The organism is Nocardia citri, assembly GCF_054065835.1.
The window spans coordinates 85216-111218 of sequence record NZ_JBSUQM010000014.1 but is presented as its reverse complement, the minus strand read 5'-3'; the positions used below and the strand labels follow the sequence as shown (position 1 = coordinate 111218).

Annotated in this window: 20 protein-coding genes and 1 pseudogene; 12 read left to right on the top strand and 9 right to left on the bottom strand. The window is 66.8% G+C overall.

What is annotated here, in order from left to right; genetic code table 11:
- Positions 1–74: 74 nt before the first annotated feature.
- Complete coding sequence (locus ACW2Q0_RS19955; protein WP_457192275.1) at positions 75–809, bottom strand: TetR/AcrR family transcriptional regulator C-terminal domain-containing protein; 735 nt, start codon at positions 807–809, stop codon at positions 75–77.
- Between the two features lie 577 nt (positions 810–1386).
- Between ACW2Q0_RS19955 and ACW2Q0_RS19950 the strand changes: the two genes are divergently transcribed.
- Both ACW2Q0_RS19950 and ACW2Q0_RS19945 read left to right on the top strand, forming a co-directional pair.
- The gene (locus ACW2Q0_RS19950) at positions 1387–2946 is read left to right on the top strand and encodes a DEAD/DEAH box helicase (protein WP_457192352.1); all 1560 of its coding nucleotides are present in this window, start codon (positions 1387–1389) and stop codon (positions 2944–2946) included.
- A complete protein-coding gene (locus ACW2Q0_RS19945) occupies positions 2946–3509 on the top strand; it encodes a hypothetical protein (RefSeq protein ID WP_457192273.1) in 564 nt (187 codons plus the stop codon). Before ACW2Q0_RS19950 ends, ACW2Q0_RS19945 begins: the two co-directional genes overlap by 1 nt.
- A gap of 154 nt (positions 3510–3663) precedes the next feature.
- On the opposite strand, the pseudogene ACW2Q0_RS19940 reads toward ACW2Q0_RS19945, so the two are convergent.
- A pseudogene (locus ACW2Q0_RS19940) lies at positions 3664–3795 on the bottom strand (SDR family oxidoreductase); the annotation flags it as partial.
- A gap of 77 nt (positions 3796–3872) precedes the next feature.
- A complete protein-coding gene (locus ACW2Q0_RS19935; RefSeq protein ID WP_457192350.1) occupies positions 3873–5531 on the bottom strand; it encodes a DEAD/DEAH box helicase in 1659 nt (552 codons plus the stop codon).
- Positions 5532–5933: 402 nt separating this feature from the next.
- Here ACW2Q0_RS19935 and ACW2Q0_RS19930 point away from each other — a divergent pair, with 402 nt between their 5' ends.
- Positions 5934–7022: a YihY/virulence factor BrkB family protein gene (locus ACW2Q0_RS19930; RefSeq protein ID WP_457192349.1), complete on the top strand. Its 1089-nt coding sequence runs from the start codon at positions 5934–5936 to the stop codon at positions 7020–7022.
- On the opposite strand, the gene ACW2Q0_RS19925 is transcribed toward ACW2Q0_RS19930, so the two are convergent.
- Complete coding sequence (locus ACW2Q0_RS19925) at positions 6998–7231, bottom strand: DUF3039 domain-containing protein (protein ID WP_364378876.1); 234 nt, start codon at positions 7229–7231, stop codon at positions 6998–7000. The two genes, ACW2Q0_RS19930 and ACW2Q0_RS19925, sit on opposite strands and share 25 nt — an antisense overlap.
- A gap of 169 nt (positions 7232–7400) precedes the next feature.
- Here ACW2Q0_RS19925 and ACW2Q0_RS19920 point away from each other — a divergent pair, with 169 nt between their 5' ends.
- Positions 7401–7754 carry a DUF3099 domain-containing protein gene (locus ACW2Q0_RS19920; protein WP_457192346.1) on the top strand — a complete coding sequence of 118 codons (354 nt, stop codon included), beginning with the start codon at positions 7401–7403 and terminating at the stop codon, positions 7752–7754.
- Positions 7755–7922: 168 nt separating this feature from the next.
- On the opposite strand, the gene ACW2Q0_RS19915 is transcribed toward ACW2Q0_RS19920, so the two are convergent.
- Entirely contained in the window at positions 7923–9197 is a 1275-nt protein-coding gene (locus ACW2Q0_RS19915; RefSeq protein WP_457192271.1) for an MFS transporter, read from the bottom strand.
- 274 nt (positions 9198–9471) lie between these two features.
- Here ACW2Q0_RS19915 and ACW2Q0_RS19910 point away from each other — a divergent pair, with 274 nt between their 5' ends.
- The 4 genes from ACW2Q0_RS19910 (at position 9472) to ACW2Q0_RS19895 (ending at position 13443) form a co-directional block, all read left to right on the top strand.
- Entirely contained in the window at positions 9472–10212 is a 741-nt protein-coding gene (locus ACW2Q0_RS19910; RefSeq protein WP_457192269.1) for a VOC family protein, read from the top strand.
- Between the two features lie 76 nt (positions 10213–10288).
- Positions 10289–11806: a DUF7782 domain-containing protein gene (locus ACW2Q0_RS19905; protein ID WP_457192267.1), complete on the top strand. Its 1518-nt coding sequence runs from the start codon at positions 10289–10291 to the stop codon at positions 11804–11806.
- A 194-nt stretch (positions 11807–12000) separates the two neighbouring features.
- Positions 12001–12969, top strand: a complete 969-nt coding sequence (locus ACW2Q0_RS19900) for a sigma-70 family RNA polymerase sigma factor (RefSeq protein ID WP_457192265.1) — start codon at positions 12001–12003, stop codon at positions 12967–12969.
- 189 nt (positions 12970–13158) lie between these two features.
- Positions 13159–13443: a hypothetical protein gene (locus ACW2Q0_RS19895; RefSeq protein WP_457192263.1), complete on the top strand. Its 285-nt coding sequence runs from the start codon at positions 13159–13161 to the stop codon at positions 13441–13443.
- Positions 13444–13708: 265 nt separating this feature from the next.
- Here the strand turns inward: ACW2Q0_RS19895 and ACW2Q0_RS19890 are convergent, their stop codons facing one another.
- A complete protein-coding gene (locus tag ACW2Q0_RS19890; protein WP_457192261.1) occupies positions 13709–16474 on the bottom strand; it encodes a bifunctional acetate--CoA ligase family protein/GNAT family N-acetyltransferase in 2766 nt (921 codons plus the stop codon).
- Entirely contained in the window at positions 16467–17621 is a 1155-nt protein-coding gene (locus ACW2Q0_RS19885; protein WP_457192344.1) for an acetoin utilization protein AcuC, read from the bottom strand. Before ACW2Q0_RS19885 ends, ACW2Q0_RS19890 begins: the two co-directional genes overlap by 8 nt.
- A 320-nt stretch (positions 17622–17941) precedes the next feature.
- On the opposite strand from ACW2Q0_RS19885, the gene ACW2Q0_RS19880 reads away from it, so the two are divergent.
- Both ACW2Q0_RS19880 and galE read left to right on the top strand, forming a co-directional pair.
- On the top strand, positions 17942–18628 hold the full coding sequence (locus ACW2Q0_RS19880) for an iron dependent repressor, metal binding and dimerization domain protein (protein ID WP_457192259.1): 687 nt from the start codon (positions 17942–17944) through the stop codon (positions 18626–18628).
- Positions 18629–18631: 3 nt separating this feature from the next.
- Positions 18632–19612, top strand: a complete 981-nt coding sequence (gene galE / locus ACW2Q0_RS19875; RefSeq protein ID WP_457192257.1) for a UDP-glucose 4-epimerase GalE — start codon at positions 18632–18634, stop codon at positions 19610–19612.
- A gap of 106 nt (positions 19613–19718) precedes the next feature.
- On the opposite strand, the gene ACW2Q0_RS19870 is transcribed toward galE, so the two are convergent.
- Together ACW2Q0_RS19870 and ACW2Q0_RS19865 are read right to left on the bottom strand one after the other, a co-directional pair.
- Positions 19719–21209 carry a DUF4192 domain-containing protein gene (locus tag ACW2Q0_RS19870; protein WP_457192255.1) on the bottom strand — a complete coding sequence of 497 codons (1491 nt, stop codon included), beginning with the start codon at positions 21207–21209 and terminating at the stop codon, positions 19719–19721.
- Between the two features lie 198 nt (positions 21210–21407).
- Positions 21408–22124 carry a sensor domain-containing protein gene (locus ACW2Q0_RS19865; protein ID WP_457192252.1) on the bottom strand — a complete coding sequence of 239 codons (717 nt, stop codon included), beginning with the start codon at positions 22122–22124 and terminating at the stop codon, positions 21408–21410.
- 269 nt (positions 22125–22393) lie between these two features.
- On the opposite strand from ACW2Q0_RS19865, the gene ACW2Q0_RS19860 reads away from it, so the two are divergent.
- A complete protein-coding gene (locus ACW2Q0_RS19860) occupies positions 22394–23338 on the top strand; it encodes a PAC2 family protein (protein WP_457192250.1) in 945 nt (314 codons plus the stop codon).
- Between the two features lie 73 nt (positions 23339–23411).
- The gene (locus tag ACW2Q0_RS19855) at positions 23412–25886 is read left to right on the top strand and encodes a DEAD/DEAH box helicase (protein ID WP_457192342.1); all 2475 of its coding nucleotides are present in this window, start codon (positions 23412–23414) and stop codon (positions 25884–25886) included.
- Positions 25887–26003: the final 117 nt, after the last annotated feature.

The following is a 26003-nucleotide window of genomic DNA, read 5'->3' as shown; positions in this document are numbered from 1 at the left end:
CAGCATCGAACAACAGAACATCGCTGATAACGACAGCGGGCGACTTGCAAGTCGCCCGCTGTCGGCTTTTCCGGTCACGCTGCTCCGGACAGGATGCCGTCGAGCAGTTTCCCGAGACCGAAGGCGAAGTCGCCCAGCGGGTCCGACGGCGCTTGATAGCGTTCGCCTACCGCCGCACCGACCCGCGAGGCGATCGGGAACTCCTCGACCGAGATGACCTCGGTCAGCAGCGGGCCGTGCTGCTCCCACCATTGCGCGTCGGTCAACTCCGCTGTACTGCGGATTCCGGCGATCGCCATTCGCGCATTGCCGGTGGCGAATTCCGATAGCACCGCGATCACCCGATCCATAGCCAGGTCGGATAACCCGATCCCTTCGATCGCGGCCAGCTGCCGCTCATAGCGGCACATCCGTCCCGGACCGAGCACCAGCCGCCATGGTGGCACCTCGAGCAGCCACGGGTGCGCGATCAGTTCCGCACGGACCTGTTCGGCGATCGCGGACATACGGTCACGGACCGGGAGATCAGCTGGGATGGGGACGTCCTCCAGTGCGACCGCATCGACCATCAAAACCGTCAAAGCCTCCTTGCTCGGCACATAGGTATACAGGCTCATCGGGCGCAGCCCCAGTTCGGCGGCGACCGCGCGGATCGATACCTTTTCGTACCCGTCTCGATCGGCGAGGGCGATCGCGGCGGCGATGACCGCATCTACACTCACCGTCTGCTTCGGGCCGCGCCCGCCGGATCGCGGCGGCACTGCATGACGCCAGAGCAGGCTCATCAACTGTTTCGCCTGATCGGTCATAGGGTCCTCTCGGAATTAATCCAGTACGCCGTACGTTGTTGTAATATCCCGTACACCATACGACGATATAGGGGACCGTTCTGCCCAGCACACAGGCCACCTACCTACCCGACCGCCACATGTTCGCTCTGTGGACTTGGACCGGGTCCGCGCCCGGCCACGCGCCCGACGGCGATGCGGAATCGCTTCCTCTAGCCGTGCCGACGGGGCCGGACGGCGCCATCGAGGTCACCGATATCGATTGCGCACTCGTCGATCCGGACGAGCTGTTGAATCTGGATCTCGGTGATGCGTGCGCGTCCGTCCATGCTTGGCGCGCGGTACTGCTCGACGCAGCCGAACGGTGCGATGCGCAGACACTCAGCGAAACGGCATCTCCCGGCGCTCGCCGTGCTGGACACTCGGCCGGCACGCAGTTCGCCGATGACACGGCAGTGACAGCACGGACGCAGCCCTCCGACGCTTGGTTGCCGAGAGGCCATCCGGGCTCGACCACCTGGACACAGCCCTCCTCAGCACACGACCCATCTCGTCAGCGAGCTGACCACGAGACGGCGACTGATCATGCGGTCGACGTATCGCCGCCCCGTACACGGGCGCGGTCCGAGTGGATAATGGTCCGGGCGATGCAGTGCCGCTACCGATCTCGGCGCACGCACTCCCCGACGCCGCCGGGACGTCGATCGTATCCGCCGAACGTGCGGTGCGGGTATTGCGCGAAACACTGTGTATCGGTGCGGATTTGCGGGTAAGACTGAATGCGCGGTTGCGGCCCTACCAGATACGCGGCGTGGGGTGGTTGCACGAGACCGTCGCGGCGCACGGCGGGGCGGTACTGGCCGATGAGATGGGGCTCGGCAAGACGGTGCAGACCATTGGGTTTCTGCTCGGGCGGGCCGGAGATCGAGCGCAGCTCGTGGTTTGTCCGACCTCATTGGTCGGGAACTGGGCGCATGAGATCACGCGGTTCGCGCCGGGCCTGCGGCCGGTGATGTGGCGTGGGGGTGAGATCGCGGAAGAGCCGGGGACCGTAGTGGTGACCGGATACCCGATGCTGCGGTTACACGGTGGCATATTGGCCGATCGACCCTGGGCAACTGTCGTTTTCGATGAGGCGCAGGCGTTGAAGAATCCCCGCACCCAGGTGTCCAAGGCGGCTCGGGCGTTGACGGCGGAGGCGAATGTCGCGCTGACGGGTACGCCGGTCGAGAACCATCTCGAGGAGCTGTGGGCGCTGCTGAATCTGGTGGCGCCGCGTCTGTTCGGGCATCGCACCCAGTTCCGGCGTCGGTTCGTCCGGCCGATTAACGAGGGTTCGGCAGCCGCTGCGGCACGGCTGCGGGATTCACTCGAACCCGTGCTGTTGGCGCGCAAGAAGGCCCAAGTCGCCGCATCGTTGCCCGCGAAGATCCACAGCGATCTGCTCTGCGATCTGACCACCGAACAGCAACTACTCTACGATCAACTGCTCGACAACGCGATCGACGACGGCTTCGGCCATGGCGCGCAACGGCAGAGCCGGGTACTCGCCACCCTGACCGCCCTCGAGCAGGTCTGCAACCATCCTGGACTCATCAGCGGTGAGCTCGGCGAATTGGCGGGCCGGTCCGGAAAGTTGGACCTGTGCACCGATATCGTGGCCAATAACCTCGAAACCGGTGATCCGACACTGATATTCACCCAGTACCGCGCCACCGGCGACCTGCTGGTCCGTCACCTGCACGAGCAGTTCGGCGTGCGGGCCCCCTTCTTCCACGGTGGCCTGAATCAAGCCGAGCGCGCCGAGATCGTTTCGGGCTTCCAAGCCGAGGACGGTTCGCCCGTGTTGATCCTAAGTCTGCGCGCCGCGGGCACCGGGCTGACCCTGACACGTGCCGCCGATGTCATCCATTTCGACCGGTGGTGGAATCCGGCCGTGGAAGCCCAGGCTTCCGACCGGGTACACCGCATCGGCCAGACCCGTACCGTCACCATCACCACCCTGACCTCGGGTACCACCGTCGAGGAGCACATCGCGGGCATGCACGCCCGCAAGGCCGCGCTCGCGGACCTCGACGATTCGGCGGGTATCGCCGCACTAGCCCGCCTCGACGACGACCAGCTCATCGAGATCCTGCGCCGCAAGAGGGACAACTGATGGCGGATAACGAATTCGGCTACACGGCATGGGATATGGACTGGGTCCGGCTCGCCGAGCCCCTGCGCCAGGCCCGTCACGACCCACAGCTCCCCCGAGCCCGCAGTATTGCCCGCAACAATGGCGTCCAGGCAACCATCGAAGGGCGCATCCTGCGGGCCACCATCCACCGCGGTGGGCAGGCCTCGGTGACCCACCTCGAAGTCGCGCCACTGCCCCGCTCGGCCATCACGGCGATCGCCGAAATCATTCCGGATACAACAGTTCTCACCGACGAGATGCACCGAGCGCTGGTCAGCGCTGGCGTCAGTCCGGCGCCGAACCCGGCCGGTACGGACTGCACCTGCTCAGCCCGCACCACCCGCTGCGCGCATGTCCTCGCGGTGTACTACGACATGGCGCGTCGCGTAGACGAGAACCCGCGCCTGGCTCTGGAGATCCAGGGCTATTTCCAAGCGGCACCAGAGGATTCGACAGGTCCGGTCGAGTCGACCCGCTGGACACCGATCAACGCCCTCGATCCCGCGGACTACTTCGAGGTCGCCGCATCAGCGGTGCGCTGAAATGATCGCCCGCATCGCGGGCCGTGTACCGCGCAAGAAGGTGAGCACCACGCGGGAGTTGGCGCGTATGTGCGGCGCTCACTGAGTCTGCGAGGACACTGCACGAAGTCAGCGTCGACAACGGTCACGCGCCGCGGACCGAGCGGCAGCGGGATCAGGCGTTGATACCACCGTCGACGGTGAAGGTCGCACCGGTGCTGCTGCGGCCCGAGGGGCCCGCGAGGAAAGTTACGGTGGCGGCGATGTCGTCGGTGGTGCCGAAGCGGCCAGCGCACGCTGATCGGCGGCAGGCCGCTTCCGGCCCTGCGGCTACTTCCGGCCCTGCGGCTACTTCCGGCCCAGCGGCTACTTCCGGCCCAGCGGCTACTTCCGACGCAGGGCGGCGATGCGCTCACCGAGCTGGTCCGCGGTGGCCAATGCCGTTGGCGGACCACCGCATTCGCGGCGCAACTCACCGTGAATCACACCATGCGGTTTGCCAGTGCGATGGTGGTGCATGGCGACCAGGCTGTTCAGCTCGCGACGCAGTTCACCGAGCTTATCCGCGGTCGCGACCCGCTCGGCGGCCGAGGCGACCTGCGGACCGGGATCGGGCGTCGCGGTGGCACCGCGTTCGGCGAGTTGCCTCGACTGACGCTCCCGCAGCAGCGCCCGCATCTGCTCCGCATCCAAAAGTCCCGGAATCCCCAGGTAATCCGCCTCCTCGGCACTGCCCGCGATAGTAGCCGTGCCGAAGGAGGATCCGTCGTAGATGACCTGGTCGAGTTCGGCGTCGGCGGCGAGTGCGACGAAAGGCTTCTCGTCCTCGCCCGGTTCGTCCTTCTGCTTGTTCGCATCTATCAGCAGCGCGTCCTCGAGGCCGTTCTGCTCCCGATGCGGCTTGCCGATGACGTGATCGCGCTGCAGCTCGAGCTGGGCGGCCAGATCCAGCAGCACCGGCACCGACGGCAGGAATACGCTGGCGGTCTCGCCGGGCTTGCGCGCACGCACGAACCGGCCGATGGCCTGGGCGAAGTACAGCGGCGTCGAGGCGCTGGTCGCGTAGACACCGACCGCGAGGCGCGGTACGTCGACGCCCTCGGACACCATACGCACCGCGACCATCCACGGCTGGGTGTTCTTGCTGAATTCGGCGATTCGGTCCGAGGAGGACGGATCATCCGACAACACCACCGCGGGCCGCTCGCCCGAAATGTGTTCCAGCAGTTCGGCGTAGTCGCGGGCTCGCTCCTGGTCGGTGGCGATCACCAGGCCACCGGCATCGGGCATACCGGTCGCACGCAACTGGCGCAGCCGGGTGTCCGCGGCGACCAGCACCTTGGACATCCAGTCGCCGGCCGGATCGAGGGCGGTCCGCCACGCTCGGGCGGTGTGCTCGGCGCTCAGCGGCTCACCGAGGCGCGCCGAATACTCTTCGCCGGCGCTGTCGCGCCAGTGCGCCTCACCGGAATATGCCAGGAAGACGACGGGGCGGACCACGCCGTCGGCCAATGCCTCCGCGTAGCCGTAGGTGTGGTCGGCGCGCGAGCGCGGGAACCCGGCCTCGTCGGGTTCATAGGTGACGAATGGGATCTGGCTGTCGTCGCTGCGGAACGGGGTTCCGGTCAGCGCGAGCCGACGAGTGGCGTCACCGAATGCCTCGGCGGTCGCCTCACCCCAGGACTTCGCATCGCCCGCATGGTGGATCTCGTCGAGAATCACCAGCGTTCTGCGTCTTTCGGTGCGGACGCGGTGGCGCGCGGGATGCGAGGCGATCTGTGCGTAGGTGACCACGACGCCGTGATAGTCACCAGAGGTCGCGCCGGTCGCGTTGGAGAAGCGCGAATCCAGCTGAATGCCCACGCGGGCCGCGGATTGGGCCCACTGATGCTTGAGGTGTTCGGTCGGGGCGACCACGGTGACCTGGTCGACGGTGCGGTCGGCCAGCAGTTCGGCCGCGACCCGCAGCGCGAAGGTCGTCTTACCCGCACCGGGCGTGGCCACCGCGAGGAAGTCCCTCGGCTTGGTCGACAAGTACTTCATCAGGGCCCGGCGCTGCCAAGCACGTAGCGAACCACCTGTGGAACCCGCGGCGCTCGATATTTGCGAATCGCCCGGTGTTTCCGCTTCTCCCGCCACAGCGGCGCCACCCGACACAGTCACGAAGACGACCCTAGCTGTCCCCCATGGCGTGTCGCCAAACCGACGCGGCGTGGGCGACGGGCATCACACGCCGAACCGTACGCCACACCGTGTTCATCTGGTCCCCATCGACTCGATGCCATGGCAAACCGGAACAATATGCTCGGATACGCGATGCTGTTAGGCATCATGACCGACGAAAGTGCCCCACGGCGCAAGACCCCGGGGACCGGCGACCAGCCGATCCACCGCGGCGGAGGCGGCGCGGAGTACACCGTGGCGACCTTCGCGCGCACCGCCGTGATGCGGGTCGCACACAACACGCGCCACGGCGGCAAACTCGTCGTGCGGGTGACGGTGAAGTCGTGGAACGATTCGATATTCACCAAATCCGCGGCCGCGGCGTTCTGGCAGACGATGTCGCTGGCGCCACTGCTGCTCGGAGTCCTCGGCAGCCTCGGTTATGTCGGGGAATGGTTCGGGCCCGACACCGTGCAGATCGTCGAGCAGAAGATCATCGCGTTCAGCCGGGACCTGTTCAGCCCTAGTGTGGTGAGCGATCTGATCGAACCGACCGTCAAAGATGTACTCGGTCGCGGACGCGCCGCCTTCGTCTCGGTGGGTTTCGTCATGTCGCTGTGGGCCGGATCCTCGGCGATGTCGACCTTCGTGGATTCGATCGTCGAGGCGCACGGGCAACAGGATGCCCGGCATCCGGTGTGGCAACGCATCTTCGCCTTGCTGCTGTATGTGCTGTTCCTGGTGGTCGCGGTATTCCTGCTGCCGGTGATCGCGCTCGGTCCGACCTTGATCGGCCGGGTACTACCGGATTCGTGGCGCGAACCCGGGTTGCGGTTGATCGACTCGTTCTATTACCCCGGTGTCGGCCTGCTGCTGATTATCGGGCTCACCACGCTGTACAAGCTGGCACTGCACAAATCGCTGCCGTGGCACCGCTTGTTCGGTGGGGCGCTCGTCGCCGGCGTGTTCTTCATGGCCGCGAGCGAGGCGCTGCGCCGCTATCTGGCCTGGGTCACCAGGACCGGCGTCAGCTACGGCGCGCTCGCGACGCCGATCGCATTCCTGTTGTTCACGTACTTCCTGGGCTTCGCGGTCATCCTCGGCGCGGAATTCAATGCCGCGGTGCAGGAGTTCTGGCCCGCCCGCAGCACCCGCATCGACCAGGTGAAGGAATGGTTGTCCAATCAGTTGAGCGGGGACGACGCCGACACCGACCAGCATGATCCAGGCACAGCGAAGCCCCCGAACCCACCGGAGGCTCAGGGGCAGGTCGAGCGGACAGACGACATCGACGGCGCCCGGACACGCCCTAGCGGGCCGGGCGGTTCGTCACCGGAGCCGCGGCCTCAGCCCTTACGCAAGCCGTCGTAGACCTTCTTGCACTCCGGGCAGACCGGAGAACCGGGCTTCGGCGAGCGCGTCACCGGGAAGACCTCACCGCAGAGGGCGACCACATGGGTGCCCATGACAGCGCTCTCGGCGATCTTGTCCTTCTTCACGTAGTGGAAGAACTTCGGGGTGTCGTCGCCCGTCGTCTCGTCGGTGGTCGTATCCGGGCGAACCAGAGTGTCGGTACTCACGGAATCCATGATGCCGCATCCGCGCGAGCGCGGCTGATGACGGTCGGTATTCGTCCAGCTGACCAGGCCATGTGCGGCGCGCCCGCGACAGTGGAAGACTCGAGGTATGCAGCAGCACGGCGACACCCCCGACGCCGACGACATCGGCAGCGGTGATCGCCCGGACATGATGCCGACGCCACCCCGCAAGTCCACCGGCTATTTCCCCGGCAATGACGAGAAGCACCCGGTGCTGATCACCGAGGCCGCGCCGTCGCTGGAGGATCAGCACCGCGCCAGGGTTCGCCGGTACACCGTCATCATGGCGTTCCGCATTCCCTGCCTGATCCTCGCCGCGGTCGCCTACAGCGTGTTCAGCAACGCCCTGCTCTCGATCCTGATCATCGCCGCGTCGATCCCATTGCCCTGGATCGCGGTCCTCATCGCCAATGACCGCCCGCCGCGCCGCAAGGACGAACCCAGCCGCTGGGACCACCCGCGCACCGCTATCGAGTCCCGCCCCCACCGCGCTATCGACTCCTGAAGGGCTCCGCCTCCTCATCCTGGGTCCAGGTCCAGCCAGGAAATGACGCCCGCGCCCACCACGCGGGCGCGGCGACACGACGATTCCGAGCTGGCCAAGCGATCACCGTGCAACGGTTGAGGTAACCCTCGCCAGCGCCCCGCCGTCAGCGGATCCTCGGCCCTGAGTTCAGGGGTGGCGGATGGCGGCGGACATCAGTGCCGCGACGGCACAGAGGGCGCCGGCGATGTACCAGGCGAGGTTGTAGGAGCCTTGGACGTCGCGGATGACGCCGGCGCCGGTGGCGGCTATGGCTGATCCGATCTGGTGCGACGCGAAGACCCAGCCGAAGGCGACGGGGCCATCCGCGTCGAAGAGCTCGCGGCAGAGCATGACCGTCGGTGGGACGGTGGCGATCCAGTCCAGGCCGTAGAAGATGATGAAAACCCACATGCTCGGCTGGGTCTCCGGTGCGAACAGCGACGGCAGGATCAGCAGCGAGAGCCCGCGCAGCGTGTAGTAGCCGACCAGGAGATAGCGGGGGTCGGCCCGGTCGGTGAGCCAGCCGGAGAAGACGGTGCCGGCCACATCGAAGACACCGACCAGTGCCAGCAGGCCGGCGGCGTTGGTCGGCGGCATGCCGTGGTCATGCGCGGCGCTGACGAAATGGGTGCCGACCAAGCCGTTCGTCGATACGCCGCAGATCGCGAATCCGCCTGCGAGCAGCCAGAATCCGGGACTGCGCGCAGCCGTTGCCAAGACCTTCATGGCCCGGGTCGCACCGCCGCTCGCCTGCACGCGCAGCCCAACTACGCTGCCCGGTTCCGCACCGTACGCGCAAACGCCTGCGTCACTGGGAAAGTCTCGGATGAACAGCAGGACCAGCGGCACGACCGCCAGCGCGGCACCCGCGACGATCAGTGAGGGCACCCGCCAGCCGTGTGCGTGCGCCACCGCGGACACCAGCGGCAGGAAGATCAGCTGCCCGGTCGCGCCCGCGGCGGTGAGCACGCCGGTCACCAGTCCACGCTGACGGACGAACCAGCGGCCGGTGATCGTCGCCACGAACGGCATGGACATCGATCCGACGCCGATCCCGACCATGAGCCCCCAGGTCGCTACCAAATGCCAAGGCTGGGTCATGAATACGGTGAGCCCGCTGCCCGCCGCGACGAGCACTAGCGCGCACGCCACCACCCGGCGGATACCGAATCGGTCCATCAGCGCCGCGGCGAACGGCGAAATCAGTCCGTACAACAGCAGATTCAGCGAGACCGCGGCCCCGATGGTGCCGTGCGACCAGCCGAACTCCTCGTGCAGCGGATCCAGCAGCACACTCGGGACCGATCGGAATGCCGCCGCGCCCAATAGCGCGACGAATCCCACACCAGCGACGATCCAGGCGGGATGCAGCCGCCTCGGCACGGAGTCAACAGGTACCGGAGGCGTCCGCAGTTCAGTCACCCGCTGAGCGTGCCGGAATTTCGCCCGTCGAACGAGTGGCCGGAATGCCATTAACCGCCAAGATCGTGCCAGTTACGGCCGATTCGAAACCGGCTCGACACCATCGCGGGCGACACCTACTGTGTGGCGGGGGCAAGAGACGGGAACTCCCTCAGCGGCAGTGATGTGCGACACATCTGTGCCAACCGGGCGCGGGCGCCGCCGAATCACCGGAAGATGCGACAACCGCGCACCGGTAGCGGCGCGGGAACTCCCGCGGGAAACAGGAGAAAACATGATTCGGTGGGTCTGGGCCTTCCTCGACCGCCCGACGCAACGTTTCGACGAATGCGCGACTTTCTGGTCGACGATCACCGATACCCAACTCTCGCCGCGACGCGGTGAGAACGACGAATTCCTCACGCTCCTACCGGATCCCGCACTCTTCGCCGATGCGGGGGTCAAGATGCAAGCGGTGACCGGGCTCGGCCGGGTACACCTCGATATCGACGTCGACGACGTCACCGCGGCGGTCCGCGTCGCACTCGACCTCGACGCCGAGCTGGTCGCCAACCACAAGAGCTACGCGGTACTGCGCTCACCTGGCGGTCAGATCTTCTGCTTCACCCCCGGCGGCCGTGCGAAGGGCACGCCCGCCCCGGCCGTGCGCGCTCCGGACGGCACCCTCACCCGCCTCGACCAGGTCTGCCTCGATATCGGCCCGACCGACCACGCCGCCGAAACCCATTTCTGGACGACTCTCACCAACTGGGACCTGACTCAGGGCCGCCTGCCCGAATTCGCCCGCCTGCGCGCGAAGGAACCGATGCCCGTACAACTGTTGCTTCAGCGCCTCGGCGAGGACCGCCTCGCCGCCGCGCACATCGACCTCGCCTCCGCCGATATCGACGCCACCGCCGCCTGGCACCAGTCCCTCGGCGCGACCCTGGTCGAACGCCACGAGCACTGGATCGTCATGTCCGATCCGGCCGATGCGCCCTACTGCATCACCGGCCGCGATCCGAACGGCGTCTGAGATCGGCCGAGCCCTGTCGGTGTGACACGACGAACACGTTTCGGTTGCTGGCGTGTCGCGGTGGCAGAGTACCGGTGTGCCTATCAATCAGACGACCACCGGATCGCTGCTCACGGCGTTGTGCCCCGATCTGCGGGTCGCGCTGACCCGCGTCGGCTATGACGCCGATACGCTGCTGGAAGTGCTCGGCGCCGATGCGCACGCCGCATTGGGCCGGTCCGAACCGGTACCGGTCCGACGGGCTGCCCGCCAGGCGGGCGCACTAGGCACCCTGATCCGCCTGTTGCTGCTCGGTGACGCACTGCCCGCACGCGAGGTCGCGGCCGCACTCGCGCCGGTAGATATCGACCGCGCGGTGGCGGCGGGGCTGCTCAGCCGGGCCGGAGACGAGGTCCGCGCGGCTCTCGACCTGCGCCCGCTCGACGCGGGCGATGGCACCCGCTGGGTTCTGTCCGACCTCGACGATTCCATGTCCCGACGCACTCTGACCGAAGATCATGTGCTCGGTGTCGGCCACGCGTCCCTCTCGCTGCTGCGGGCCACTCCCACACGACGCGTCGGATCGGTCCTGGACCTCGGCACCGGCTGCGGTGTCCAGGCCGTCCACGCCGCCGCCTACGCGGATCGGGTGACCGCGACCGACGTGAACCCACGCGCCCTGTGGCTGGCCGAGGCGACGGCCGCACTCAATGGACTCGATATCGAACTCCTTGCCGGTTCCTGGTTCGAGCCGGTAGCCGGTCGCCGGTTCGACCAGGTAGTCGCCAATCCGCCGTTCGTCGTCGGCCCCGCCCGCATCGAACATACCTACCGCGACTCCGGCCTCGCCCTCGACGGCGCGAGCGAATTGGTGATCTCGCAGGCCCCCGACATGCTCACCCCCGGTGGCACCGCCGCGATGCTGGCCGCGTGGGTGCATGTGGACGGCCAGGATTGGCGCCAACGCGTCTCGTCCTGGCTGCCCGCGCACGGCGTCGATGCATGGGTGGTCCAGCGCGATGTCGCCGATCCGGCCCTGTATGTCGGAACATGGCTGCGTGACGCGGGTTTGGATCCGCGCGATCCGGCCGCGCAGGTCCGCGCCGAACAGTGGCTCGACGCCTTCGTCGCCGCAGATGTCGCGGGCATCGGCTTCGGCTTCGTCTATCTGCGCGCCATCGACGGTCCGACCGAACTGCTCGCCGAGGACCTGGCACACGGCTTCGACGATCCGCTCGGCGCCGAGGCCACCGCGTATTTCGCGCGCTCGGCCTGGTTACGCCGCGCCGCCGCCGACGAAAACCTTCCCTGGTCAACACGTTTCGTGGTCGATTCGGCGACCGCGCTGGAACGGGTCTACCTGCACGGCGAATTCGGTTGGGACCAACAGGTCGCGCGGCTGCACCGCGGCGACGGTCCGCGCTGGCAGCACGAGGTGGACGAGTCCACCATCGCCCTGGTCGCCGGAATGCATCCCAACGGTTTGCCGTTACAAGAGCTGGTAGAACTGCTCGCGCTCGCCGACGGATCGGGCGAAGTCACCGAGGAGTTCGCAGCCGATGCATTATCCGTGGTCGCCGGATTGGTTCGGCACGGTTTGGTGCGGCCCGTGTAACGAAGCGGCAACCGCTCGCCACCCACCGGATGCTTCGCACACAGGCTGTTCCGACAGGGTGGGGTTCTCAGGAACTTCTCAGATGCGAGTGACGGAAACCGCAGTTCAGAGCGGTTTATCGGAGCAGTAGCGGGGAACTTTCTACCTGTCGGGTCCGTTGTTCGGAGTGAGACACCACCGACAGGAGGCAAGTCATGACAAGCCCCGCCACCACTCGTGTGCGCACCAGCGATTCGGACCTCGACGCCCAGAGCCCTGCCGCCGACCTGGTACGTGTGTACCTGAACGGGATCGGCCGTACCGCACTGCTCACGGCGGCCGACGAGGTCGAGCTGGCCAAGCGCATCGAGGCGGGCCTCTATGCGCAGCATCTGCTGGAAACCGGCAAGCGACTGTCGGCCACCCGCAAGCACGATCTGGCCGCGATCGTTCGTGAAGGCCAGGCCGCTCGCTCGCATCTGCTCGAAGCCAACCTCCGGCTCGTGGTCTCCCTCGCCAAGCGCTACACGGGCCGCGGTATGCCGCTACTGGACCTGATCCAGGAAGGCAACCTCGGCTTGATCAGGGCAATGGAGAAGTTCGACTACGCCAAGGGATTCAAGTTCTCCACCTATGCCACCTGGTGGATTCGCCAGGCCATCACGCGCGGTATGGCTGATCAGAGCCGCACCATCCGGCTCCCCGTGCATCTGGTCGAGCAGGTCAACAAGCTGGCCAGGATCAAGCGCGAACTGCATCAGCAGCTCGGTCGCGAGGCCACCGATGCGGAACTCGCCAACGAGTCCGGCATTCCGGTGGACAAGATCTCCGATCTGCTGGATCACAGCCGCGACCCGGTAAGCCTGGATATGCCGGTCGGCAATGACGAAGAGGCTCCGCTGGGCGATTTCATCGAGGATTCCGAGGCTACCTCGGCCGAATCCGCAGTGATCGCTGGACTGTTGCACCACGATGTGCGCAGCGTGCTCGCCACTCTGGACGAGCGGGAGCAACAGGTCATCCGGCTGCGCTTCGGCCTGGACGACGGTCAGCCGCGCACGCTCGATCAGATCGGCAAGCTCTTCGGACTCTCCCGCGAGCGGGTTCGTCAGATAGAGCGTGAGGTCATGTCGAAGCTGCGCAAGGGTGAGCGGGCTGACCGCCTGCGCGCCTACGCCAGCTGATCCCAATGACTCGTGCCGGTGATCCCGGCACGCGCCCATGACGCCGGGCCACCCCGAGGCCGGTCCGGCGTCCGGCTTGGTGACCCATCGACGGTCAGCGCGAAACGCCGTCCGGTGACCGCGCGTCCCGCCCCCTCCGGGCTCGCGCGAGCCGGTCGGCGAACCTCATTCAATTCCGTCGGGTCCGTCGTGGACCATGACGTTCTCCGGTTTCGGTTCGAGTGCGGAGTTCTCGGCCTGCCGATCGAGCAGGATCGCAAAATCCTCCTGCACTCGGCCGCTGCCGACGCTGACCTGCACCAAAACCGGCCGGATCGCGAGCAGGCGCGGATCACCTCGCTGCGCTCGCGTCAGTCCGAAGGTCTGATCATCGCCACCGCCCTACTCGAACACCCGCTACTGCGACAGTTGCATGAGCAGCGCGGACCTATGGTGCTGGCTGGCCAAACCGCGCCGGGGTACGTCCGCGCGTAGATGAGTTCCTTACCCGCCGCTAACGGTCCACGCACAACCCGGTCGCGATTCGAACCACGGCCTGGAACCCACCAGGCCGATCTACATGCGCAATGCCACTGATGCCGCCGGGCACGGCCCGGTCTCTGCGCATCGCTCACCACCGATCGAACCGGTCCAAGCGCTACCTCGCGATGATTCGCGGCAGCCGATGCGGGAGTGCGACTCAGACGAGTGCGGCAGATCGATACGTTGAGCAGCCGCGGCCTGGAGACGGGTGTGGGGGTCAGCCGAGGCGGCGGGGGCCGGTGTCGAAGCGGCTGGGTTGCGGGCCGAAGCGGGCTCGGGCGTAGAGGATCGCGGCGGCGTGGGCGGAGGCGAGGACGGGGTCGAAGGATAGTTCGCGGATTTCGGGGAGGTCGTCGAAGAGGGCCGAGACGCGTTGGACGAGCTCGACCAGGGCAGGTTTGTCGACGCGGGGGCTGGCGGGGGTGCCGGACAGCAATGGGGCGGCGCGAGGGGCGTCGATGAGGGCGGTCGCTTCATCGGCGGTGAGTGGGAGCGCGCGGTAGGCACGGTCGCCGAGGAGTTCGATGATCATGCCGGAGAGGCCGAATCCGATGACCGAGCCGAAGGACGGGTCGTCCTGCACCCGCAGCACACAGCCGACACCGGGCGCAGCCATCTGCTGGATGTGCACGGCGGGATCGCCGCATAGTTCCACCAGATGCGCGTAGGCCTGGCGCACAGCCTCCGGACGCCACAGGTCCAGTCGCACACCGCTGAGATCCGGTCGGCGCCGCCACATTTCGCCGGTCGCCTTGGCCGCCACCGGATAGCCGAGTTCCTCGGCCGCCGCAGCCGCCTCATCAGCGTTGCGCACCTCACGGAATTCGACGACATGAATTCCGTAGCACTCCAGCAGATCCACGGCTTCCAGATCGGTGAGCCAGCGGCCGTCGGATTCGCGCGTCCATCCTGCGACAAGCCGCTTGGCCCGGTCCGCATCGATACCCGCGGGACGAACCACCGTCGACACCGCTCTGGTGCGCCACTGCGCGTACCGGTGCGCCCTGGCCAGCGCCCTTGCGGCACGCTCTGGATCCGGGTAGGACGGTATCGAGCCACGCGCCGCCGTACCGCCCGGACCGCGCACCGCCAGCAGGTTCGGAATCCCTTGCTCGGCAACGAAAGTGGTGAGAATGGGTTTATCCGCATCGGGTACCGCCGCCGCGGCCTCGCGAAGGGATTCCGCGAATCCGGCCATCGGCAGCGGCACCGGTGGCGCGAAAACCACGACCACCGCGTCGATCTCGTCCGAGCGCAACGCGGCGACCACCGCGTCCAGATAGGCACCCGGCGTCGCGTCGGGCCCCAGGTTCACCGGATCGCCGATCGACTCCTCCGCCACCACACGCTCGGTCGGGCGTGGGCGCCGAATACCATCGGAGGGCACCGTGGCGGGCCGCCGGACCTCGAGCCCCTCACCGCGCGCCGCATCGACAGCCAGCCAGTTCAACGCCGCGCTATTGCCGATCACGGCGACCCGCGGACCTGCGGGCAGCGGCTGATAGCCCAGCAGCGCCGCACAGTCGAACAGCTCCGAAATCGAGTCCACCTGTACGATTCCCGATTGTGCGAATAGGTCCCGCACGATGGATCGGTCCATATCGCCGGTCGGCTGGGCGCGCGCGGCCAATCGCCCAGTGCTCACCGCGACGATCGGTTTACTCCGCCCGACCCGCCGTGCGATACGGGAGAATTTGCGCGGGTTGCCGAAGCTCTCCAGATACAGCAGGATCACATCGGTGGCGGAGTCGGTGTCCCAATACTGCAGCAGGTCGTTGCCGGACACATCCGCGCGATTGCCCGCGGAAACGAAGGTCGACAATCCGAGGTTGCGCGCGGCGGCCTCACCGAGGATAGCCGCACCCAATGGCCCGGACTGACAGAAGAATCCGATGTGCCCGCGCCCGGGCAATACCGAGGCAAGGGTCGCGTTCAAGGAAACCGCGCCATCGGTGTTGGCGATGCCGAGCGCACTCGGTCCGACCACTCGCATCCCGTGCCCGCGGGCCGCGGCGACCAACTCGTGTTCGGCGAAACCGCCCGCACCGGTCTCCCCGAAGCCCGCGGTGAGCACGACCAATCCTTTGACGCCTTTGGCCATACAGTCGTCCAGTACCGAGCTGATCGCCTCCGGCGGCACGGCGACCACCGCGAGATCCACCTCATCGGGAATATCGCGCACGGTCGGGTAGGCCCGCACCCCACGCACCGAGCGCCGATTCGGATTAACCGGGAACACCGGCCCCTGGAAAACCCCGGACAGCAGATTGGCCAAGATCACTCCGCCGACCCGGGCCGGGCCGATTGTGGCACCGATCACCGCGACCGAACGCGGTGCGAGCAGATTGCCGACACTACGCGCCTCCGACGCGCGCTCACGCGAATCCCGTACCGAGAGCAGTGCTTCGGTGGGATCGATGGCGAATTCCAGATGCAGCACCGAACCGTCTCTGGCTCGCTCCACCTGATAGCCCGCGTCACGGAATACGGTGACCATCACGGTGTTCTCGGCGAGCACCTCCGCGACGAATGTCTCGATCTTGTTCTCGGCGGCCGCACCCGCCAGATGTTCGAGCAGAATCGAGCCGAGTCCGCGTCCTTGATGTTCGTCGGCCACCACGAACGCGACCTCGGCGGCGCGCGGTCCGGTGCGGTCGGTCAGCAGTTCGTAGCGGCCGACGGCGATGATCGCCTCACCCAGTACCAACAGCAGACCGACCCGATCGTGATGGTCGACATGGGTGGAGCGGTACAGATCCTTGGGCGAAATGCGCGGGTACGGACCGAAGTAGCGCAGATACCGGGAGCGATCCGACAGTGCCGTGTGGAACTCCTGGAGCCGCTCGGCGTCGTCGGGCGTGGTCGGGCGCAGTCGCACCACCCCGCCATCGGAGGCGAGGACATCGGCGAACCAGTGCTGCGGCGGAGGGGGCGGTTCGGCGGGGGTGCTCGGGGAATCCGGGACGGGCGGGGTCTCAGTCACGGGGGTCCTCCGGATCCAGGCCGAGCAGCCCGAAGGTGGCTCGGCGCGTAGCCAATATGGCCGTATCGATAGACCGTTGCGCACGGTCGGTGCGCGCGTCACCAGTCTCCCCGGTGCCGCCGGGACCATCCCACGAGTGGTAGTCGGTGTCACCACCGTCACCCATCGTGCGCGGTGGGTCGACGGTCGGTGCCGCGGAGCGGATCATATCGATCCAGTCCTGCGGCACCGCGGTTTCCGGTGCGATGGTGCGGTCCAGCGCGGTCGCCAACAGATGCGTCCACGCGCGCGGCACCACGCGCACCAAGCCGTAACCGCCGCCACCGACGGCGAGCCAACGACCTTCGGCGTATTCGTCGGCCAAATCGCGCATGGCGAGGAAGGCGGCGCGTTGACCGTCGACGGTCAGTTCCATATCGGCCAGTGGGTCCTCGCGATGGGTGTCGACACCGCACTGGCTGACCACGATCTGCGGCCGGAACGACGCCAGCGCACCGGGCACAATCGCGTGAAAGCCGCGCAGCCACTGCGGATCCCGAGTGCCCGGCAGGACCGCCAGATTGATCGCGGTGCCTTCCGCGCCGCCGTGACCCACTTCCTCCGGCCACCCGGTATTGGGCCACAGAGTGGCCGGATGCTGATGGATCGAAATCGTCAGCACCCGGGGGTCGCCGTAGAAGGCGCGCTGCACACCGTCGCCGTGATGCACGTCGACATCGATGTAGGCGATCCGATCGAAGCCGTTGTCCAGCAGCCAGGAGATGGCCACGGCCGCATCGTTGTAGATGCAGAATCCGGCCGCCGAATCCGGCATCGCGTGGTGCATGCCGCCGCCGATGCTCACCGCGCGCCTGGTCCGCCCCTCGGCGATCTCGCGTGCGGCGGTCAAGGTGCCGCCGACGATCACCGAGGCTGCCTGATGCATCCGCGGGAACACCGGATTATCCGGTGAGCCGAGTCCGTGCGGCGGCGCGAGTGACGCGCTGGCGGGCGGCGTGGCATGTTCGACGGCCTCGATGTAGTCGGCGGTGTGGATGCGCAGCAAATCGGACACTTCGGCCCGCTCGGGTACCAATCGCTCGACACCGTCGAGTAATCCGAGACTTTCCGCCAGGGCCATGGTGAACTTCAGGCGCGCCGGTTTCATGGGGTGCTCCGGCGTCCACGCGTAGTCGAGGAAGCGGTCGGTCCAGACAACGGTCCCGGATCTCGCCTCGAGATCACCTTCGTCAGGCGGCGCGGACTGTTCGCCGCGCGGTGCAGTGGCCATGCTCGCAACGCTACGCGGGAAGGCAACAGCACCGTTGAACGTTCGTATGCAGTAGAAATACAAGCGAGAGCGAACACGGTGACAGGCCGTGCGCCGACAGAATTCCCACCGCACAGCTACGGGTGTAGCGCGAAACCACGCGCTACACGGGGTACCGACGTGCGTGGGTAGAATTCGTGCCGACGAAGGGGTAACAGGTGAAGGATCTGGTCGACACCACGGAGATGTACCTCCGTACCATCTACGACCTCGAGGAAGAGGGCGTGGTGCCCCTGCGTGCGCGTATTGCCGAGCGCCTCGAACAGAGCGGCCCGACGGTCAGCCAGACCGTCGCCCGGATGGAACGCGATGGTCTGCTGCTGGTCGCCGGCGATCGCCATCTCGAACTGACCGACAAGGGCCGCAGCATGGCGGTCGCGGTCATGCGCAAACATCGCCTCGCCGAGCGGCTGCTCGTGGACGTCATCGGGCTCGATTGGCAGAACGTACACGCCGAGGCGTGCCGCTGGGAACACGTCATGAGCGAGGATGTCGAGCGGCGGCTGGTCGAGGTGCTCAATCACCCGACCACGTCTCCCTACGGCAACCCGATTCCGGGCCTGGACGAGCTGGGCATCGCACCGCCGAACGCTGCCGACGAGACGCTGGTTCGGCTGTCGGATCTGCCGCACGGCCAAGTGCACGCGGTCGTGGTGCGTCGCCTCGCCGAGCACATCCAGACCGAGCCCGAGGTCATCGGCCAGTTGCGGGAGGCAGGCGTGGTGCCCGACGCCCGCGTGACGGTCGAGACCAAGCCGGGTTCGGTGGTCATCACGGTGCCCGGCCACGAAGGTTTCGAGCTCCCGGACGAAATGGCCCATGCGGTCCAGGTGAAGTTGGTCTGAGGCATGAAACTTCTGGTCACAGGTGGCGCGGGCTATGTCGGTGGTGTCTGCGCGCAGGTTCTGCTCGAATCGGGGCACGAGGTCGTGGTGGTCGACGATCTGTCGACCGGCAATGCCGAGGGCGTGCCCACCGAGGCGCGGTTCGTCGAGGGTGATGTCGCGGTCGCCGCGCCGGCACTGCTCGAGGCCGAATCCTTCGACGGTGTCCTGCATTTCGCGGCGCAGTCGCTGGTCGGCGAGTCGGTACAGCAGCCGGAGAAGTACTGGCACGGCAATGTGGTGAAAACGCTCGAACTGCTGGAGGCGATGCGCCGCACCGACACGCCGAGGTTGGTCTTCTCCTCGACCGCGGCCGTGTACGGCGAACCCGAACGGGTGCCGATCACCGAGGACGCGCCGACCCGGCCGACCAATCCCTACGGTGCCTCCAAGCTGGCCATCGATCACGCCATTGCCTCCTACTCGATCGCTCACGGCTTGGCCGCGACCAGCCTGCGCTACTTCAACGTCGCGGGCGCCTACGGCGGCCTCGGCGAAAACCGGGTGGTGGAAACCCATGTCATCCCCCTCGTGCTCCAGGTCGCCCTCGGTCATCGCAAGGCGATCTCGGTCTTCGGTACCGACTGGCCCACACCCGACGGCACCGCGGTTCGCGATTACATCCACATCCGCGACCTCGCCGACGCCCACCTGCTGGCGCTCGACTCCGCGAAATCCGGTATTCATCGCATCTTCAATCTCGGCAGCGGCACCGGTTTCTCGGTCCGCGAGGTGATTTCGGCCTGCGAGCGCGTCACCGGACTGCCCATCGCCGCCGAGGACGCGCCGCGCCGCGCCGGCGACCCGGCCACGCTGATCGCCTCCAGCGACCGCGCCATCACCGACCTCGGCTGGCAGCCCAAGCACAACAACCTCGACGAAATCGTCGCCGATGCGTGGGAGTTCCTGCGCGACCTCGGTCCGCTGGCACACAGCGCCAAATAGGTCGGTTTCCCGCCATCGAACCGCGGTCACATGGTGGTGCTGCCCTTGCCGCGACCACCATGTGACTCGCCAACTCACCCTTGACCACCGGAGAACGCGAACAGGCTCACCGGACAACCGGTCCGAGATCGATGCCGAGGTCCGCGGCGATGCCGAGCCCACAGTAGGCAAGGCGGCGCAGCGTATCCGGGCGCATCCCGGTGCGCAGGGAGATCTCGAGCAGACTCGCCATGGAATGGGCGGGATCCGCGGCCAAAGCCGCTTGCAGTGCGATGCCGGCGAGCGGCCCGTCACCGCGGATGTAGGCGCTGTAGCCGAGAAGTGTCGCGGCATCAGCGCGGTCGCTGCCCGACAGTGCGTGTGTCAGTGCCACCCACAGCATTTCCGCGGGGGCGGCGTGGTCTCCGACTGCCAGCCCGAACAGTGCGTCACGCACCGTCCGATCTCGCAGCGCCGCGGCCAGTTCCGCGTATTCCTGGGTGGTGAGGGCCACACCGGAGTCGATATTGGCGATCTGCGACAGCACATGTTCGAGTGCCTGCCGGTGATATCCGTCGGTATCACCGCGCCGGACAGCCGCCGCGTACCGTTCGTGCGCGAGTGCGCGGGCGCTGTCGAGATACACCGCGACCTGTTGTGCCAGTTCCGCATCCGGTGCGACCAGATCGGTCAGCTCCGAACGGGTGCCACGGATCGGGCGCCCCTCGAGCACATGCGCCACCGTCACCATCGATGTCGCCGGATCCGGCAGCGTCCCACGATGATTCGCATCGAGCAGGCTCCACCACCGCTGCTCCGCTTCGATCTTGCACACCGCCCAGGCGCCCTCGAGGTACACCTCGACCCGCGCCAGCCGCCGCTCGAACGCCGCTATGAGCATGCCCCACGGTCCCGTACTGCCCGTGCCGTTTCGGCGTGTGCGCCGCGGTTCGCGCGCACGGTCGTCGACGATCACCGCGAGCACTTCTTTCGCTCCCTCCGCGGCGCAGATCTGCGAAACACATTCCGCATACGCCGCCGCGAGCCCGCGGCGGCTCCCACCCTCCTGGTCCAGATCGAACCGCACCACCGCATCGATGATCGGACTCTGCTCCGCATCGGTCGTGCCGCGCAAAACGGCCACCACCAGCGACCGTTCCGGCACGAATCCGACCATGGCGGGCACCGCCACGATCAATTCACCAGGATCGTCGACATGTAGCGAATCCCCCGGAATCCGATCTCCGAATTCCGGCGGCGGTTCCGCACACCGCCCCGGGCGCGGCACTTTCCCGAAACCCCGTGTGCACTCCCCTGATTCGTCATCGACGTCAGGGGCGAAGAAGGATACGGAATCTATTCGGGCGGCGACCTTGTCGGCGGGCCACGTTCGATACGTATGCGCCCCGACGTTATCGCCTTCGAATCGCACCGCGCCGCCGGTATCCGCGCCATCACATGGGTGCTCGGCCTCGCGCTGGTCCGAGTTGCCGACACGCGCCGGATGGGCGGCGGATTTACGGAGGTGAACAGCGGGGCTCGGGCAGAAACCGGCGCGCGGCGACGCGCCGTCACCTGGATCTCCGAGAGCGGGAGCGGGGTTCGTGGAAGTCGTCATGCATCGAGCATGCGCGGCCCCATCCCTATGTCCGGGACGCTGAACTGGGGATATCTGAAAACCGAATTGCCCTGTGGAAAACATTTCGCCTGTGGACGAACCCGGAACCGAAGACGAAAACGGCGGCGACTATGTCGGTGTCGCCTGCTACCGTCCAGCGGCGAGCTCCCAGCCGCCGATCGGCGGAACCCGTGGCATTCATCCCTTCTGGACCTTCTGCACCGCCATCGTGAACAGCTCGTCCAACGCCACCGTATCCGGCTTCGCATCGCCGAACGTCATGTACGTCACCGTGATTCGCACATCGGCGACCTGGCCTGTCATCGTCTGCATGGATTGCGTCAACCCGGGCGCGCTCACCTGCGGCGCCACCGTGCGCCGCAGTGCGAGTGTGTCGTCGGCATCGATCGGCGGCGGCGCTTGCAGTTCGGTGGTCACCGTCGTCGTCGCACCCCCCCGGCTCACCTGCACCTGCCGACACCGTTGCAACTGCTCACGCAAGGCCGACAGCGGCTGTCCGGTCCTGGTCAGCTCCACGGTTATGGTGGCGCGTGTCCGGTTGTCCGTGCCTACCGCGACGGCCGTCTGATTCGGACCGAATTGCTGAGTGGGCGGGACACATCCGCCGGGCTGTACTGTCGAACCGCGTCCGACCCCGGTCAGATCTCCCGCCGCCTGCTCGGCCGCCTCCGATGGCAGCACCACGGCCTCGTATTCGGCCGGGAACTGTGTGACATCGGGCAGCAGTGTCGAAAGCTGTGCCGCGACGTGCTGGGTTCCGGTATTCGGCCCGGAGCCGACCGGATGGCCGGTAACCGTCGACGCGCAGCCAACGAGCAGCACCGCACTGGCGGCGAGGGGCACCCCACCCGATACCCCGAATCCGCGTGGCCCCTTGCGCGTCGAATTCGGCATAGTCACCGCTCCACTGTGCCAAACTCCCCGTGCCCGCCCGCGATGCCACGCCGTTTCTCGGCGTGAGCCGCACACGGCAACCAGCGGTGACCGGGCCGGGAATGTGCGGGGCACCGCCGATGTTGCCCTGTCTTATGGGTCGGTGTCGCCCATGGCGCCGTATGTCGGAGCCGTGGGGGACAATGGACAGTGGTTGACCGCTGCGAATTGCCCGACAGGCCGATGAACCTGAAAGCTCGCATCGGTGAACCGCGCAGGAAGGAGACGCGATGGACCACGAGTCGCGAATGTACGAGTTGGAGTTCCCGGCACCGCAGTTGTCGAACGACGATGGCTTGGGTCCGGTCCTGGTACACGGACTGGAGGGCTTCACCGATGCCGGGCATGCGGTGCGGCTGGCCACGACGCACCTGCGTGAGAGTCTCGAGAGCGAGCTGGTCGCCTCGTTCGATGTCGACGAGTTGCTCGACTACCGCTCGCGTCGTCCGCTGATGACGTTCAGGACCGACCACTTCTCGGATTACGCCGAACCCGAATTGAACCTCTGGGCGCTGCGCGACACCTCGGGCACCCCGTTCCTGCTGCTGTCCGGCCTGGAACCGGATCTGCGCTGGGAGAAATTCACCACCGCGGTTCGTCTGCTCGCCGAACAACTCGGTGTGCGGCGCAGCATCGGACTGAGTGCCATCCCGATGGCGATTCCACATACCCGCCCGCTCGGCATCACCGCGCACTCCTCCGATCGCGACCTCATCGCCGACCATCAGCGCTGGCCGGGCGAACTGCAGGTGCCGGGCAGCGCGTCCTCGCTGCTGGAGTACCGGATGGCCCAGCACGGCCACGAATCGGTCGGCTTCTCTGTGCATGTGCCGCACTACCTCGCGCAGACCGCCTACCCGGAGGCCGCGCAGACTCTGCTCGAGCACGTCGCCGACAACGCGGGCCTGGAATTCCCGCTGGCCGCGCTCGGTGAGGCCGCCGCGCGGGTACGCGAACAGGTCAACGACCACATCGCGGGCAATTCCGAGGTCGAGACGGTAGTGCACGCGCTCGAGCGCCAATACGACAGCTTCGTCACCTCCCAGGAGCGTCAGTCGAGCTTGCTTGTCGGCGACGGTGAATTACCCAGCGGCGACGAATTGGGCGCTGAATTCGAGCGCTTCCTGGCCGAGCAGGGCGGCTACGACGGTAATGAGGGCGAACGGTCGAGCTGACCCGATCACCCTGAAGGAGCCGTAGACGACTGCCCGTAGGGTGGTCGGAGTGGATCTGACCGAACTGTTCGAGATACCGGGAACCGACGCCGACGCACTCTATGAATCCTTCGGGGCGTGGGCGGCTGAGCAGGGCACCCCGCTGTATCCGGCGCAGGACGAGGCGCTGTTGGAATTGGCTTCCGGATCCAATGTCATCCTGGCTACCCCTACCGGGTCCGGTAAATCCCTTGTCGCGGTCGGCGCGCATCTGTTCGCGCTGACTCGCGGCCTGCGCACCTATTACACCGCACCCATCAAAGCCCTGGTCAGCGAGAAATTCTTCGCCTTGTGCGATGTCTTCGGCGCGGACCGTGTCGGCATGGTCACCGGTGACGCGGCGGTGAATCCAGAAGCGCCGATCATCTGTGCCACCGCCGAGATCCTGGCGAATATGGCACTGCGGGAGGGCGCGGCCGCCGATGTCGGCCAGGTCGTGATGGACGAATTCCACTTCTACGCCGATCCAGACCGCGGTTGGGCTTGGCAGGTGCCGCTGATCGAACTTCCGCGCGCCCAATTCCTGCTCATGTCGGCCACGCTGGGCGAAGTCGACTTCTTCGCCGCCGATCTGGAACGCCGCACCGGCAATCCGACCGCCATTGTCGCGGGCACCGAACGTCCTGTCCCGCTGAGCTTTTCCTACGCGCGCACCCCGATCACCGAAACACTGGAAGATCTCGTCACGACCAACCAGTCGCCGGTGTATGTCGTGCATTTCACCCAGGCCGCCGCATTGGAACGTGCCCAGGCACTGACCAGCGTCAACTTCGCCACCCGCGCCGAGAAGGACGCCATCGCAACGGCACTGGGCGATTTCCGCTTTTCCTCCGGCTTCGGCAAGACCCTTTCCCGGCTGATCCGCCACGGTATCGGCGTCCATCACGCGGGCATGCTGCCCAAATACCGCCGCCTGGTGGAGCGCCTGGCGCAGGACGGTCTGCTGAAGGTGGTGTGCGGCACCGACACCCTCGGTGTCGGTATCAACGTGCCGATCCGCACGGTCCTGCTCACCGGCCTCACCAAATTCGACGGTGTGCGCACCCGCAGGCTCAAGGCCCGCGAATTCCATCAGATCGCGGGCCGCGCGGGCCGGGCGGGCTACGACACCATGGGCACCGTCGTCGTGCAGGCTCCCGACCACGAGGTGGAGAACACCCGGCTGCTGGCGAAGGCGGGCGACGATCCGAAGAAACAGCGCAAGGTGGTGCGCCGCAAACCGCCGGAGGGTTTCGTCTCCTGGAGCGAGGAGACCTTCGACCGGCTTGTCGCCGCCAGCCCCGAACCGATGGTGTCGCGGTTCAATGTGACGAACTCGATGCTACTGAACGTGATCGCCCGCCCGGGCAATTGCTTCGACGCCATGCGTCACCTGCTCGAGGACAACCACGAGCCTCGCCCCGCGCAGCGCCGCCACATCCTGCGCGCCATCCGCCTGTATCGCGCCCTGCGCGATGCCGGTGTGGTGCAGCAACTTCCGGAACCCGACGCACAGGGCCGCCGCGCCCGCCTCACTGTGGACCTGCAGCGCGATTTCGCCCTCGACCAGCCCCTGTCACCCTTCGCCCTCGCCGCCTTGGAACTGCTCGACAAGGACGCCCCCGGCTACACCTTCGACGTCATCTCTCTCATCGAATCGACGCTCGAGGATCCGCGCCAAGTGCTCATGGCCCAGCAGCACAAGGCGCGCGGCCAGGCGATCAACGAGATGAAGGCCGATGGCATCGAATACGACGAACGCATGGAGCTACTCGAAGAGGTCACCTGGCCCAAACCGCTGGCCGAGCTGATCGAACCCGCATTCGAGACCTATCGCGCCGGCCACCCCTGGATGTCGGAATTCGCCCCGTCCCCCAAATCGGTCGTCCGGGACATGATCGAACGCTCGATGACCTTCGCCGAGCTGATCTCGCATTACGAACTGGCCCGCTCCGAGGGTGTCGTCCTGCGCTATCTCGCCGACGCCTATCGCGCGCTGCGGCGCACCGTCCCCGATGCCGCGCGCACCGAGGATCTCGACGATATGACCGAATGGCTGGGCGAGCTCGTGCGCCAAGTGGATTCGAGTCTGCTCGACGAATGGGAGCAGCTCACCAATCCGGGCGCGGAGACCGATGCCGATCAGCTCGCCTTCGGCGCGGAATCGGTACGCCCGATCTCGGCCAACGAACGCGCGTTCAAAGTGATGGTCCGCAATGCCATGTTCCGGCGCGTCGAACTCGCCGCGCTGCGCCGCTGGGAGGCGCTCGCCGAGCTGGGCACCGGGCCGGACTGGGCGGTCGAGCTGACCCCCTACTTCGACGAGTACGAGAGCATCGGAACGGGCCCGGACGCCCGGGGTCCGCAGCTGTTCCGAGTGGAACAACGCCCCGGTTTCTGGCAGGTACGACAGGTGCTCGACGACCCCGCCGGGGACCACGGCTGGGCGCTGGCGGCGGTGGTCGATCTCGCCGAGTCCGATGCTGCGGGTGAGGTCGTATTCGACGAGGTCACGGTAGTCGCGGGGTGATCATGATCAAGGTGTCGTCAACGAGTTGGTGACCGGGGGCATCGCGCTGATACTCTCTCGCGCGGTGCCCGAACGACGGCCGACCCCCAAAAAGACGGAGAGTTCCCTTAGATTGAC

Bases quoted from the DNA above. Each gene is read 5' to 3' on its own strand.
- ACW2Q0_RS19955 (WP_457192275.1), bottom strand. From the start codon at position 809: ATGACCGATCAGGCGAAACAGTTGATGAGCCTGCTCTGGCGTCATGCA.
- ACW2Q0_RS19945 (WP_457192273.1), top strand. From the start codon at position 2,946: ATGGCGGATAACGAATTCGGCTACACGGCATGGGATATGGACTGGGTC.
- ACW2Q0_RS19935 (WP_457192350.1), bottom strand. From the start codon at position 5,531: ATGAAGTACTTGTCGACCAAGCCGAGGGACTTCCTCGCGGTGGCCACG.
- ACW2Q0_RS19930 (WP_457192349.1), top strand. From the start codon at position 5,934: ATGCGGGTCGCACACAACACGCGCCACGGCGGCAAACTCGTCGTGCGG.
- ACW2Q0_RS19920 (WP_457192346.1), top strand. From the start codon at position 7,401: ATGCCGACGCCACCCCGCAAGTCCACCGGCTATTTCCCCGGCAATGAC.
- ACW2Q0_RS19910 (WP_457192269.1), top strand. From the start codon at position 9,472: ATGATTCGGTGGGTCTGGGCCTTCCTCGACCGCCCGACGCAACGTTTC.
- ACW2Q0_RS19900 (WP_457192265.1), top strand. From the start codon at position 12,001: ATGACAAGCCCCGCCACCACTCGTGTGCGCACCAGCGATTCGGACCTC.
- ACW2Q0_RS19885 (WP_457192344.1), bottom strand. From the start codon at position 17,621: ATGAAACCGGCGCGCCTGAAGTTCACCATGGCCCTGGCGGAAAGTCTC.
- galE (WP_457192257.1), top strand. From the start codon at position 18,632: ATGAAACTTCTGGTCACAGGTGGCGCGGGCTATGTCGGTGGTGTCTGC.
- ACW2Q0_RS19870 (WP_457192255.1), bottom strand. From the start codon at position 21,209: ATGACGACTTCCACGAACCCCGCTCCCGCTCTCGGAGATCCAGGTGAC.
- ACW2Q0_RS19865 (WP_457192252.1), bottom strand. From the start codon at position 22,124: ATGCCGAATTCGACGCGCAAGGGGCCACGCGGATTCGGGGTATCGGGT.
- ACW2Q0_RS19860 (WP_457192250.1), top strand. From the start codon at position 22,394: ATGGACCACGAGTCGCGAATGTACGAGTTGGAGTTCCCGGCACCGCAG.